Here is a 13,184-nt window from a genome sequence, read left to right on the forward strand (position 1 = left end):
AAGATTACCGGGCTGTCCAAAAAGACAGACAGCCCGGTAATCTTTAATGTAATTTTCGGATGATAAGATCTTTCTGTCTCTTCTCCAATTTTGTTTTCACATAAGGGTAGGTAAACACCGCACCTAGAACGATACAAGCTCCGAGATAAAATCCGCCGCTCATGGTTTCTTTTTGTCCAAAGATCAACATGGCCAAAAGTATTCCATAGACAGGCTCCAAATTCGTCGTCAATGCAACCGTAAAAGCCGATAGCTCTTTCATGACCGCTACCCCCATCACATAGGCAACCGCCGTACAGACTACCCCCAACAATAAAAGGTAAATCAGATCCTGCTGTCCCAATTTCATCTCAGCATTGAAATCCCCAGTAAAAAACATCAATATACTGATCCAAAAACATGCACCCAGCATTTCGTAAAATGTGATCAATGTCGGACTCGATTTCTTAACCATCCTTGCATTGGCAATGGAAAATATACTGGCGCAAAAAGCACAGCCAAGCCCCGCCAGTAAGCCGACCAAATAATGCGTTTCAAAGGAAAATATGGTATAAATCCCCACGATGATCACCAAACCAACCACAATGTCCAATAGCGCGATCCGCTTTTTATTGATAATCGGTTCCAATATTGCCGTAAACAATGTCACCGAAGATAAAGTTACCAACGTGACCGAGACAGTAGAGACTTTGATCGAATAGAAAAATAAAACCCAATGTAGACCAACCACGGCCCCCACCATAAAAAACTGAAGAAACTGTTTTTTGGAAACTACTATCGTTTGTTTGGTCAACAGGAAATAGGCCAGCAAAGAAATGGAAGCTATCGCCACGCGGTACCAAACCAAATGAATCGCAGAAACAGAAATGAGACTCCCTAGAATCCCCGTAAATCCCCAAATCAGGATTGTTAAATGCAGAATTAAGATATTCCGATTTAGATGAATTTTGGACATATTCAATAGAATATAAATTATTTGTAATGGCAATGAAAAATCACCATGCGCAGCACTTATTTTCCCTTTTTTTGTAAGCTGCTTAAGTTGATGATCGTAATCGGAGTTATTTTGGCGCCTTTACAGCCAGATAAATTGCGACCAATAAAAAAGTCACATTTGGAATCAATACCGCAATTATCGGCGGCAATCCGCCTTTCAGTGAAAACATGGTGGCAAATTGGATAAAAACAATATACGTAAAACTTAAGCCGATTCCGACACCAAGACTTAAACCGATCCCACCTCTGACTTTCTTGGAGGAAAGCGCTACCCCCATGAGCGTCAGAACAAATGCCGAAAATGGGTAAACATAGCGTTTATATTTTTCCAGCAATAAGTCATTCATTACCCCCGTTCCCCTCGTTTCTTCTTTATGGATACGGATATTGAGTTCTCGCGTATCCATGGCAGTAAACATATTATCCCTTAACTCAAAATCAGAGGGCTTCATATCCAATGTCGTATCTTTGACTGTCCCTTTGTCCATTCGCTCGCGTAAGCCATTGATAATACGGTTGGTGTATCCCTCTATTTTCCATTTCGTCGCCACTGAATCCCAAGTAATACGGTCTGCCATCATCTTTTCCTTCAATGTATCCCCTTTGAAAATCTCCAGGACGAAACCATAGCCAGTCTTGGTAGCATTATCAAAATTGTCAATATACACGTAACTGTTTTTATCCAGCTGCATATGTGTTGATACCCGGGAGTTATCCTTCAACGGTTTCACATAGATATTCTCAAAATCCACCTTCATTTTATTGGTATGCGGAATAATGAATATATTGAATATGAAAGATACAGCAAAGATTATTGTTGCAGCAATCATATAAGGCCGCAACAAACGGTTGAAACTATAACCCGCACTTAATATCGGGACAATCTCGGTCTGATCCGCCATTTTCGAAGTGAAAAAGATCACCGCGATGAAGTTAATTAACGGACAGAGAAAATTAAGATAGAATGGAATAAATCCGGCATAATACTCAAAGATAATCTTATCCAGTGGTGCTTTGTATTTCAGAAAATCGTCCAATCTTTCGGACACATCAAAGACGACCATAACCACGGTGAATATGGCCATCGTGAACACAAATGTTGTCAGGTACTTTTTGATGATGTAACGATCGATTAACGAAAGCATAGTTTTAGATTTGAGTATTAAGATATGAGATTTGAGACTCTACTTCTGCAAGCCCCGGGGCTCACATACTTTATCTATGTTTTATTTTTTTATGTGACTCCATTACAAACGTTGATCCAAAATTTTCACCATTTTATTTTTCCAGTCATAGAATGTACCGTCTATGATTTTCTCCCGGGCTTGATTGACTAGCCAAAGATAAAAATGTAAATTGTGTAATGAAGCAATTTGTGCTCCTAAAATTTCCTGTGATTTTATCAAATGCCGTAAATACGCTTTTGAATAGAACTGATCTGCATGTAAGTCGCTTTCAGCTTCAATAGGCGAAAAATCATCCTTCCATTTTTCATTCTTAATGTTGATGATCCCGTTTTGTGTAAAAAGCATACCATTTCTTGCATTACGCGTTGGCATGACACAGTCGAACATATCAACTCCCAAAGCGATATTTTCCAGGATATTCACAGGAGTACCTACGCCCATCAAATAACGCGATTTTTCTTTAGGCAAAATATCACAAACCACTTCGGTCATCGCATACATTTCCTCTGCCGGTTCACCCACGGACAATCCTCCGATTGCATTTCCGTCCCGGTTAAAGGAGGCTATTGTTTCTGCGGATTTTATTCTTAAGTCTTTGTAAACTGAGCCTTGTACAATAGGAAATAAGGTCTGATCATATCCGTAAAGTGGATCCGTGCTATCAAAACGATCTACACATCGCTTCAACCAACGGTGAGTCATATCCAATGAACGACGTGCATAACCATAATCACAAGGGTAAGGCGTACACTCATCAAAGGCCATGATGATATCCGCACCGATAATACGCTGCGTATCCATCACGTTTTCTGGCGTAAAAAGATGTTTTGAACCATCAATGTGAGAACGGAAAGTTACTCCTTCTTCTTTAATCTTACGCACTTCCGTCAGGGAGTACACCTGATAACCACCAGAATCGGTCAAAATCGGACGATCCCAGCCGTTAAATTTATGCAATCCACCAGCTTTATTCAATACGTTCAATCCTGGACGCAGATAAAGATGATAGGTATTCCCCAAAATAATCTGTGCTTCAATATCATTTTTCAGCTCATGCTGATGAATGGCCTTCACCGTACCGGCGGTGCCAACAGGCATAAAGATGGGAGTTTGAATGGGACCGTGTGCAGTTTCGACAACACCCGCACGTGCTTTTGATAGTGTATCTTGTGCTTGTAGCGTAAATTTCATTAATATTTTCCTCTGAGACTAATTTCATTTTAGTAGACAGACTTTCGCATGTATTTTTCCCAATAATATGGGCAAAACTGTTTTCAACAACGGAAATATGGTTCCGCTTACCAGTATGTTTACGCCCGTCCTTTCCTAAAATATGTTGCAAAAATACTACAAAAAGATTTGCAAACAGGATGTTTCAGGAATAAATTATCATTTTCCTTTATAAAAAGATTATGAATGCGCTTATCTTTGTGGGCTATGCTTGACCTACATGTATTTTTGGCCAATCTTCCATATATTATATTTGGAATATTAGGTCTTTTCCTATTGGCACAATTATATTACATCTTATTTGTTTACAGCAAATTAAGTAGGTACCAAATTGAAGCTTATCAAGAGGGAACAGATCTCCCGGCAATATCTGTTATTATCTGCGCGCACAATGAGCAGGATAATCTGCGTGAATACTTGCCCAGTATCCTTGAGCAAGATTATCCCAATTTTGAGGTTACTGTTGTCAACGATTTTTCAACCGACGAAACACCATGGATACTCCAGGAATTTGATGAGCAATATGCCCATTTAAAAATTGTCGATATCAAAGAGCATATCCGATTGAAGCATGGCAAAAAATTCGCGGTAAGTATGGGGATCAAGGCTTCAAAACATCAGACTTTGGTATTTACCGATGCAGATTGCGCTCCTCAATCTAATCAGTGGTTGAAAGAGGTTGCATCGGCTTTTAGGCCGGAGACCGAAATCGTATTGGGCTATTCGCCTTATTTTAAAAAAAGAAGCTTACTCAATTTGCTGATTCGGTTTGAAACGAGCCATACCGCAATGAGCTATTTATCCTATGCGCTCAAAGGAGACGCCTATATGGGTGTTGGCCGAAACATGGCCTACAAAAAAGATCTCTTCTTTCGCAACAAAGGATTCGCAGCCCACATGCATGTCAAATCCGGTGACGACGATCTTTTTGTCAACCAAAATGCCACCGCAACCAATGTCAATATCGTTCTCGCTCCAAGCGCTATTGTTTACTCGGCTCCCAAAACAACCTGGAAAAGCTATTATAAACAAAAAGCAAGACATTCGGGAGCCTCCACCATTTATAAAAAACGTCACCAGCGCATGTTGGGTACACAGCTGGTATCCGCGGTATTGTTTTACGTAACCTTGATTGCTGTTGCGATTGCTTTTCCTACGTTCTGGTACGTTCCGCTTACAGCTTACCTGCTCAGACTATTCGCCCAATGGGCCGTTTTTTCATCTATTTACAGGAAACTCGAAGTGAAAGAACTGATTTGGTGGCTTCCGCTGGTAGACTTCATCTACTATTTCTATATTTGTATCAATGGTTTGTTCAGCCGAAAAAAGAAAAAAATAAGCTGGAAATAATTCACCCCTTTAAAAAATCACATGTTGAATCCTACAGTCGATATCATATACTCCTATTTTCCGAAATTAACGGATATACAAAAAGAACAGTTTGCCAAACTTGCAGACCTCTATACTTTTTGGAATAGTCAGATCAATGTAATTTCACGTAAGGACATTGATAGCCTATATCTCCATCACGTATTACATTCATTGGGTATCGCCAAATTTGTTCAGGAGTTGACTCCGGGAACACAGATTTTGGATGTCGGTACCGGCGGTGGATTTCCGGGCATCCCCATGGCGATCCTTTTTCCGGACGTCAAATTCCACTTAGTCGATTCGATCGGAAAAAAAATCAAGGTAGTCCGTGAAGTCGCCGCGGGATTAGGCCTTAAAAATGTTGAAGCCGACCATATTCGCGCAGAACAACTGGACGACAAATATGATTTTGTCATTTCGCGGGCAGTAACCAGACTTGGAGAATTCACCCCCTGGATCCGAAATAAATTCGCAAAGAAAGATAAAAACGGAATTCCGAACGGAATTCTTTATCTAAAAGGTGGTGACCTGAGCGAAGAAATCAAAGAATCCAAACTAAAAGCTGAATTGTACCCGCTCTCAGGCTACTTTAAGGAAGAGTTTTTTGACACAAAATATTTGGTATACGTACCGATGTAATCAAAGTTTAGCATTATCCATAGGCAGTTGGAGCCGCCTGTGGATAATGGTTACAGAATCCAGGTAATATTTTAAGCACTTATTCATATAAGCTATCTTTTCATAGCGATCATTTTCATAAAACCAGGTTAAAGAAGGCTCATAGTATATCCTAAATTTATTCAACGAATCTCCCGACAACTTACTGTATTCCTTCGTCAACGCATACCACTCCTCACGAATTAAATCCTGTTGGTAAGTTTTTTCAAACTCACGTTGAAGTTTCCTCGCATTCCGCCCTTTTCGGCTGAATTTATTGTAAAGTTTGTTAAGATTGACAGCGATCCCTCCTTGATGCGGCAATGTGACCATATTCTTGGTATCGCCCCAAAAATAGATAGATTTATATTCTTCTTTTTTTTTGTCCAGTTTCTCCTTGGCCGAAAGGTTTTCACGAATGATCTTAGCCGTATCCAGTTTAAGCGTATCTTTTCCATTCTTCTTCACGGTATCCTGCAAAATAACCTCTTTAGGTAGCGCAAAGACCTGCCGATCAAAGGCCAAATAGATGCAAAGAGCGATTAAAAATAAGAAACCAATACGTGCCATATCTATCATTGATTATCCTAAAATAATCAACGTCAGATAAGAGCAAAATAATTTTAACGATCTTTAACTTATAAGAATTATTGGCTAAGCTCTTTTTTGATTTCCTCCCCGATCAGGTTAATCTCTTCATCCATTCCAAACATCGGCAATTCGGTTTCAGGATTTAGTTTTAGCCAAGTGGTATCGGTATCCTTTATAATTTTCACATATTCCATTCCATCTTTAAAGATCACATAGGCATCTTCCTCTTCCGGAAAGACAGAATAAATTATATCGCCCAATTCTATATCAAAAGGTTCTTTCATTTCCATACTAAAAATATTGTTAATTCAACAAAGCTACCAAATCAAAACATTCTTCCCAAAAACAGCCTCAAATTGTTCCCCCAAAAGGAACGATTCTGAAATCAAAACGCTCATCTATACGATAGCGCAAATGCGGTTCCAGGTCGTAATTTATCAACAACCAATGATCATGCGATACACGACCAGCAATACGATCTCCGAGCTACGGCTTATCAGTGGAAACAGCACCGCTAATGTTTGCGGAAAATGGCCACAAAATCAAATGATTAATTCTAATGAAAAGCGCTACAAGATTTATAATTTTTCACTATATTTAAAGTACCCAATTATGAAATTAATCTATCCCATAGCTTTGACTAAGATCAAGGGCATTGGCCCTAGAACAGCGCGTAATATCATGGATCATTGCGACAACTTAGCGGATTTCTTCTCTTACTCAAAAAAAGAACTGATGCAGATCCCGGGAGTGAAGGCATCTATCGCCGATGCTGTCCGTAACAAAACTTACCTGTCAGCCTGCGAAAAGGAACTTGCTTTTATCGACAAACATCAGATTAAAGCGCTATGGATCGAAGATAAGGAATACCCCGATAGGCTAAAACAATGTGATGATGCCCCCCTCATGTTATACTACAAAGGAAATGATGTGCTCAACGCAACAAAAGTCATCAGCATCGTCGGGACAAGAAATGCGACACATTATGGGCAGAAAATATGCGAGGACCTAATCCGTGACTTAAATGAAGACCGGGACACGCTGATCGTCAGCGGACTAGCCTATGGCATTGATGCCCTAGCACACCGCAATGCCTTAAAAAATAATATCCCGACCGTCGCTGTACTGGCCCATGGACTGGATCGGATATACCCTGCATCTCATCGCGAACTCGCATCAAAAATGCTCGAAAATGGTGGACTATTAACCGAATTCACATCGGAGACTATACCCGAACGAGTCAATTTTCCAATGCGTAACCGCATCATCGCCGGGATGGCAGATGTTACTATCGTGGTAGAAGCGGCAATTAAGGGGGGCGCATTAATTACAGCCGAAATAGCGAATAGTTATAACAGAGACGTATGTGCCTTTCCGGGATCCATATACGAGAAGAGCAGTGAAGGAACCAATTATCTGATCAAAACAAATCGCGCCCACATGATCAGACATGCAGAAGATCTCGCCTATGTCATGAATTGGGAAATCAGTAAAAAAAACGACGTAAACCAGCAGTTAGCCCTCCCATTGAGTTTGACTAAAGACCAGGAAAGCCTTTTCAATCTCATTCACCAAAACGGACAACTGGAACTTGATCAAATGATCAAGCTGCTCAACTGGCCGCAGAGTAAGCTGGCCCTGGTCTTATTGGAACTGGAAATGCAATCGCTGATCCGCTCGCTCCCCGGAAAAGTATATAAATCAGAGGGCAGTCTACAATGGTAACCAAATGAGTTATCCAATAAATACAAGAAAATAAATTCATTCAAATCAAATTCTATATTAAGCAAACATAACACTAAACCGATTATTAATGAACGAAAACAGCACAAAGAGCATCTGGAAAGTCATCGGCGCCTCATCCATGGGCACACTCATTGAGTGGTATGACTTTTTTATTTTTGGAAGTCTCTCCATCGTAATTTCAACGAAATTTTTTCCTGCCGACAATCCCACAGCGGCCTTTCTATCGACATTGGCTACCTTTGCCGCCGGATTTGTCGTACGCCCTTTTGGGGCATTGTTTTTTGGTCGCTTGGGCGATATCATCGGCCGCAAATACACCTTTATGGTAACACTGATGCTGATGGGTGGCGCGACCTTTCTGATTGGTTGTATTCCAAGTTACGAAACGATCGGTTTTTGGGCACCATTGATTGTTTTGATCCTACGGCTTTTGCAAGGACTCGCGCTGGGCGGCGAATATGGGGGTGCAGCGACTTATGTCGCCGAACATGCTCCTTTGGGGCAACGTGGCTATTGGACATCCTGGATACAGACTACTGCTACCTTCGGCTTATTTATCTCCCTTGTGGTGATTCTTTTAACCAAAAGTTTTCTGAGTGAGACGCAATTTGATAGCTGGGGATGGCGCGTTCCTTTCCTGCTCTCCTTAGTAATGGTATATGTTTCATACCTCATCCGAAAAAAAATGAAGGAATCACCTGAGTTTAGCAAAGCGAAAGCAGAAGGTAAGACAAGTACCAACCCGCTAAAAGAAAGTTTCGGAAATCGGTATAACCTCAAATTTGTGTTACTAGCCTTATTCGGCGCGGCGATGGGACAGGGAGTCGTTTGGTATACCGGTCAATTCTACTCCATGAGTTTCATGAAAACAGTCATGCACCTGCAATCCGATCAGGCAGATACCATTTTAGGTATTGCGTTATTGTTAGGCACGCCATTTTTTGTCGTTTTCGGATGGCTTAGTGACAAAGTTGGCCGCAAGTGGATTATGCTGGGTGGTATGCTCCTGGCGGTGCTAACCTATCGCCCTATTTACGAAGCGATGTATCAGCTATCAAATGTTCAGCAAAAAACCAAGCTAAACGAAACTACAGTACCTAGCTCCCAACAAAATTCTACCATCATTACGATCACAAAAAGCCAGTATGCCGATGGGACAGAAATGAGCAGTTCAAAAATACTACATCAGGAAGGAGAACTTAAAGGAAAAGAAACGGTCAAAACAACCGTACATTTAACAGGCAAAAATTACATACTGCTCGTTGCCCTTATATTTATCCAGGTCATCTATATTACGATGGTTTACGGACCTATTGCAGCATTTTTAGTAGAACTATTTCCTGTAAAAATTCGATATACCTCCATGTCTTTGCCCTATCATGTGGGCAACGGTATATTTGGAGGGCTCCTTCCGGCAGTTTCCACTTACCTCACCACAAATGCAGAAGCCTCGAATACGCCACAGTTTTATCTGGCGGGATTAGGGTATCCTATCCTTATTGCTGCAGTCTGCTTTATTATCGGTAGTCTATACATCAACAACAAATCAACACCCCCGAACCATGAATAATCTGAAAAAACTTCTCGGTATAGTATGGATCATGCTAGCCATATACACGGCATATTTTTCCATTTTTGAATTGGCATTACCTAAGATTGCTACAGGACACCAAGAGGATCTGGTCTTTGGTATCATTATACTCTGTATCTTAACGCCGATCATTTCCCTCGGTTTGGGGCTGTTTGGCTACTATTCTTTGCTGGGCGAGTACGACAGAAAGAAGATGTAATGCATTAAAAAAGCAATCATGGCCATCTTAACGGATTATTTATACCAGTAAGATGGCCTTTTGAATAATTTATTCTGATGAGAATCAGTACAGTAGGAGAAAAAGGCATTTTTTCTTTCCTAAAACTATTTTTTTTTCTACTTTTGTGCTGGGTAAGTCTTCTACGACCAGCTCCCATTGACTCCCCCAGGTTGGGAACAAAGCAAGGGTATTTGGTTGAGCGGTGCGATAGAAGTAGCTTACCCTTTTTTTGTGCCCAAATTTTTGACCAGGGATCGTCCTCAACCTCAGCCGCCCCAATTTAGCCCGACAATATGCTCTCAAATCGCGTGTCTTATCCGCCGACCAGCATCCCTACCAAACGAAACAATTGATTTACTGCCCTTTACATTCAACACAATTATAATTGTATATAAAAGCATTTTTATCTAAGTTTGTAATCGAATAAGAACTATCGTATGAGTTGGTTTAAAAGAGAAAAAGCTGGTATTAGCACAGCTACCGCTAATAAAAAAGAAGCACCGGATGGCATGTGGAACAAGTGTCCCACGTGTAAAAAACCACTGTTGCATCTTGAACAAGTAGAAAACGACTATGTTTGTCAATATTGTGGCCATCATTTAAGAATTGGCTCCAAAGAATATTTTTCAATTTTATTTGACAATAACGAATTTACTGAACTATTCCCCAACCTAAATTCTGGTGACCCGCTGGAATTTTTCGATTCAAAACCATACCCTGAACGCTTAAAAGAAAGTCAAGCAAAAACAGGCCTTAAAGATGCGATACGCTCTGGTCACGGTAAAATGAATGGCCAGGATATTGTGATTGCTTGTATGGACTTTAGCTTTATCGGCGGATCGATGGGATCTGTCGTTGGAGAAAAAATCGCACGCTCCATTGATTACTGTATCGAGCATAAAATTCCTTTTATGCTGATCTCAAAATCAGGTGGTGCGCGTATGATGGAAGCCGCATTCTCTTTGATGCAAATGGCAAAAACTTCAGCCAAATTAGCATTACTGGCACAAGCAGGACTTCCTTACGTATGTCTATTGACTGACCCGACCACCGGCGGAGTAACGGCATCTTATGCCATGCTAGGCGATGTTAATATTGCTGAACCCGGCGCGTTGATCGGATTTGCCGGCCCTCGTGTTATTAAAGAAACAATCAAAAAAGACCTTCCTAAAGGATTCCAGACATCTGAGTTTGTACTTGAACATGGATTCCTGGATTTTATCGTTGACCGTAGACAATTAAAAGACAAAGTGGCTACTTATCTCAAATTAGTCGGATAAAACGTAAAATTAAATATACAAAAAGGCTCTTAACATGTTTTAAGAGCCTTTTTTATGCAATCTAAATTGCTGATCGAGTCAATTATATGTATTGCCAAAATGCCCAGATCTTTCTTTTGGATAAGTAGGCAGGATCATCTTCGTGACGATAAGCTTCCCGTTCAAAGGAAATCTGGCGGTAAGCTTTGTCAAAATCGTGAAAACGGGCAAAGCGAACCACAAATTCGCATAAATACCAGAGATAAAAAAACACAATCCCCAGTTCCAGGGCTTGCCGCAAGTGGATACGCTCGTGGCGGATCAGCTCCTTGTTATCTTTAAAAAATGCATGTTTCAGAAATATAATCGGAAAAATAGTAATTGCATCGGCTTTCCCAAAAGAGAATAAATTTGTCCAAAATTTGCTAACGATAATCATCCGATCTGTCCATATAGGTTTCAACGTCAGTCAAACTTAGCTAATTTAGTCCTTATTTACAATGCGCATCCTAGCGCCACAACAACAACTTGCAATGTCCCAGCCCCAAAGCGGCTAAGACCATATATAGATCAGAACTTCAATTACCGGCTCTCTTTCACCGCTTTGTTTCCCGGCTACCTAAAATAAGAAACCGCAAAATTTCTTTTTGAATTGGAATTTTTATTAAGTTTGCTATAGATTAATTGCGATGATATGCCGTACAAAGAGCGTGAAATAAATAAATTGTATTATACAATGGGGGAAGTTACAGAGATGTTTGATGTAAATGCATCCCAGATACGTTTTTATGAGCGTGAGTTTGACATTCTTCAACCCAAAAAAAATAAAAAGGGCAACCGACTCTTTACGCAGGAAGATATCGCAAACCTCAAAATCATCTTCAATCTGGTAAAAGAAAAAGGATATACGCTACAAGGTGCAAGAGATTATCTCCGTGACAACAAATCCGAGGCAAAAGAAAATCAACGTGTTGTGGATTCTTTAGAACGCCTGAAGAGCTTCTTGCTGGAAGTACGTGACTCGTTATAAGAATATCTGTGTATCCATCTTAAGGCCATAGCCGTCGCACGCCCCTTTAGAGATTGATGGACTATCTCCCCTTGAGCTCAATCACTTCAAGGTTTTCAATCTTATCCTTATTGATCTCAAAGCGCATAAGTGTTCTTACTTTATGCCAACCATGTTTGCCTGCAGCACCTGGATTGAGATGAAGACAACGGATTTTCGGGTCAAAAACAACCTTGAGGATATGGGAGTGCCCAGTGATAAACAATTTTGGCGGATCAGCCAATAGGCCGGCCTTGATTCGAGGAGCATACTTCCCCGGGTAGCCCCCTATATGGGTCATAAAAACCTCCACCTCCTCACAGGTAAATCTTAAATCTTCAGGAAAACGCAAACGAAGATCTTTTCCGTCAATATTTCCGTACACCCCACGCAAAGGTTTAAAAGCTTCTAGTTGGTCCGCAATAGCAGCGTCGCCGAAATCCCCGGCATGCCAAATCTCATCGCAATCAGCAAAGTACTTAAATACAGATTCATCTAAATAGGAATGTGTATCCGAAAGAAGTCCAATTTTTGTCATAGTCTAGAAAGCTAAAAAATAAGGCGCCAAAGCATTCTTGTACGATTCCGAGTAAACGCCCCTGGATTTATAAATCACAAATTCACGTCGGTCAACCATCGTCGTTGGCATACGTTCAAAAGTGACGATCTTTCGAATCACGGGATCCTCAACGAATGAGCTTATTTCAATTTCAGCGGTACGATACAAGCGATGTTCCACTGCCAATGCCATTACCGTTTCCGCGAGTTGTGTAGGGAGAATCAGAACAATTTTACCTTTAGAAGTTAAATACGACGATGCGAACTGTAGTAATTCCCGAAAAAAGTCCAGGTCCGTATGTCGGGCTAATTTCTTCCGGACATCTGGATTATGCAGTGAATCTGTATAAAAAGGAGGATTTGATACAATCAGATCATAGTGATCGCTTATTTGTAAGTGTTGAAAAGCAGTCGCATGCAATACGAGCCGATCCTTAAAAATCGAATTATTAAAATTTCTGCTCGCCATCGCTGCTGCAAGTTCATCTATCTCCACGGCCTCCACCTGGATATCAATCATCCGTTGAGCCAACATAAGTGCGATCACACCTGTGCCCGTACCGACATCCAGTATCCGCCTCGCACCATCCGTATCGACCAATGATGCCAACAATACGCCATCTGTATTGATCTTCATCGCACAATTGGATTGATCAACTTCAAATTGTTTAAATCGAAATATAGACGCCATGAGCCAAAGATAAAACTTTTGAGATGTTTGCCACAAATA

At 40.8% G+C, this 13,184-nt stretch carries 15 protein-coding genes and 1 other RNA gene; 8 read left to right on the plus strand and 8 right to left on the minus strand.

All coding sequences use genetic code 11. The annotated features are described in order from the left end of the window. Window positions 1-43: 43 nt before the first annotated feature. The 3 genes from B4G94_RS13580 to tgt all read right to left on the minus strand — a co-directional run bounded on the left by B4G94_RS13580 (window position 44) and on the right by tgt (window position 3,374). Window positions 44-955, minus strand: a complete 912-nt coding sequence (locus B4G94_RS13580) for a DMT family transporter (RefSeq protein WP_104384968.1) — start codon at window positions 953-955, stop codon at window positions 44-46. A 106-nt stretch (window positions 956-1,061) separates the two neighbouring features. Further along, window positions 1,062-2,141, minus strand: coding sequence for an LptF/LptG family permease (locus tag B4G94_RS13585; protein ID WP_108635973.1), 1,080 nt, complete (start codon window positions 2,139-2,141; stop codon window positions 1,062-1,064). A 102-nt stretch (window positions 2,142-2,243) separates the two neighbouring features. Beyond that, window positions 2,244-3,374, minus strand: coding sequence for a tRNA guanosine(34) transglycosylase Tgt (tgt, locus tag B4G94_RS13590; RefSeq protein WP_286859529.1), 1,131 nt, complete (start codon window positions 3,372-3,374; stop codon window positions 2,244-2,246). Between the two features lie 225 nt (window positions 3,375-3,599). Here tgt and B4G94_RS13595 point away from each other — a divergent pair, with 225 nt between their 5' ends. Together B4G94_RS13595 and rsmG are read left to right on the plus strand one after the other, a co-directional pair. After that, the gene (locus B4G94_RS13595; RefSeq protein WP_286859530.1) at window positions 3,600-4,763 is read left to right on the plus strand and encodes a glycosyltransferase; all 1,164 of its coding nucleotides are present in this window, start codon (window positions 3,600-3,602) and stop codon (window positions 4,761-4,763) included. 21 nt (window positions 4,764-4,784) lie between these two features. Next, window positions 4,785-5,423: a 16S rRNA (guanine(527)-N(7))-methyltransferase RsmG gene (rsmG, locus tag B4G94_RS13600; protein WP_181390646.1), complete on the plus strand. Its 639-nt coding sequence runs from the start codon at window positions 4,785-4,787 to the stop codon at window positions 5,421-5,423. On the opposite strand, the gene B4G94_RS13605 is transcribed toward rsmG, so the two are convergent. Both B4G94_RS13605 and B4G94_RS13610 read right to left on the minus strand, forming a co-directional pair. Next, on the minus strand, window positions 5,424-6,020 hold the full coding sequence (locus B4G94_RS13605; RefSeq protein WP_286859531.1) for a hypothetical protein: 597 nt from the start codon (window positions 6,018-6,020) through the stop codon (window positions 5,424-5,426). It abuts the gene before it with no gap. A gap of 68 nt (window positions 6,021-6,088) precedes the next feature. Continuing rightward, complete coding sequence (locus tag B4G94_RS13610) at window positions 6,089-6,322, minus strand: hypothetical protein (RefSeq protein ID WP_108635977.1); 234 nt, start codon at window positions 6,320-6,322, stop codon at window positions 6,089-6,091. Between the two features lie 322 nt (window positions 6,323-6,644). Between B4G94_RS13610 and dprA the strand changes: the two genes are divergently transcribed. The 5 genes from dprA (at window position 6,645) to accD (ending at window position 10,869) form a co-directional block, all read left to right on the plus strand. Next, window positions 6,645-7,757, plus strand: coding sequence for a DNA-processing protein DprA (dprA, locus tag B4G94_RS13615; protein WP_286859532.1), 1,113 nt, complete (start codon window positions 6,645-6,647; stop codon window positions 7,755-7,757). 88 nt (window positions 7,758-7,845) lie between these two features. Then, entirely contained in the window at window positions 7,846-9,348 is a 1,503-nt protein-coding gene (locus B4G94_RS13620; RefSeq protein ID WP_286859533.1) for an MFS transporter, read from the plus strand. Next, window positions 9,341-9,568: a DUF6814 family protein gene (locus tag B4G94_RS13625; RefSeq protein WP_165305627.1), complete on the plus strand. Its 228-nt coding sequence runs from the start codon at window positions 9,341-9,343 to the stop codon at window positions 9,566-9,568. Before B4G94_RS13620 ends, B4G94_RS13625 begins: the two co-directional genes overlap by 8 nt. Before the next feature lie 150 nt (window positions 9,569-9,718). Beyond that, window positions 9,719-9,816: signal recognition particle sRNA small type (gene ffs / locus B4G94_RS13630), an RNA gene on the plus strand. A 210-nt stretch (window positions 9,817-10,026) separates the two neighbouring features. Beyond that, the gene (gene accD / locus B4G94_RS13635; protein WP_108635980.1) at window positions 10,027-10,869 is read left to right on the plus strand and encodes an acetyl-CoA carboxylase, carboxyltransferase subunit beta; all 843 of its coding nucleotides are present in this window, start codon (window positions 10,027-10,029) and stop codon (window positions 10,867-10,869) included. Between the two features lie 82 nt (window positions 10,870-10,951). Here the strand turns inward: accD and B4G94_RS13640 are convergent, their stop codons facing one another. After that, on the minus strand, window positions 10,952-11,311 hold the full coding sequence (locus B4G94_RS13640) for a hypothetical protein (protein WP_286859535.1): 360 nt from the start codon (window positions 11,309-11,311) through the stop codon (window positions 10,952-10,954). Between the two features lie 231 nt (window positions 11,312-11,542). Here B4G94_RS13640 and B4G94_RS13645 point away from each other — a divergent pair, with 231 nt between their 5' ends. Next, complete coding sequence (locus tag B4G94_RS13645; protein ID WP_077437903.1) at window positions 11,543-11,878, plus strand: MerR family transcriptional regulator; 336 nt, start codon at window positions 11,543-11,545, stop codon at window positions 11,876-11,878. Between the two features lie 61 nt (window positions 11,879-11,939). On the opposite strand, the gene B4G94_RS13650 is transcribed toward B4G94_RS13645, so the two are convergent. Both B4G94_RS13650 and B4G94_RS13655 read right to left on the minus strand, forming a co-directional pair. After that, window positions 11,940-12,434 carry a metallophosphoesterase family protein gene (locus B4G94_RS13650; RefSeq protein ID WP_165305625.1) on the minus strand — a complete coding sequence of 165 codons (495 nt, stop codon included), beginning with the start codon at window positions 12,432-12,434 and terminating at the stop codon, window positions 11,940-11,942. Between the two features lie 3 nt (window positions 12,435-12,437). Beyond that, on the minus strand, window positions 12,438-13,145 hold the full coding sequence (locus B4G94_RS13655; RefSeq protein ID WP_286859536.1) for a tRNA1(Val) (adenine(37)-N6)-methyltransferase: 708 nt from the start codon (window positions 13,143-13,145) through the stop codon (window positions 12,438-12,440). Window positions 13,146-13,184: the final 39 nt, after the last annotated feature.

This window comes from Sphingobacterium sp. UBA7625, from assembly GCF_002484085.1.
Taxonomy (GTDB): domain Bacteria; phylum Bacteroidota; class Bacteroidia; order Sphingobacteriales; family Sphingobacteriaceae; genus Sphingobacterium; species Sphingobacterium athyrii.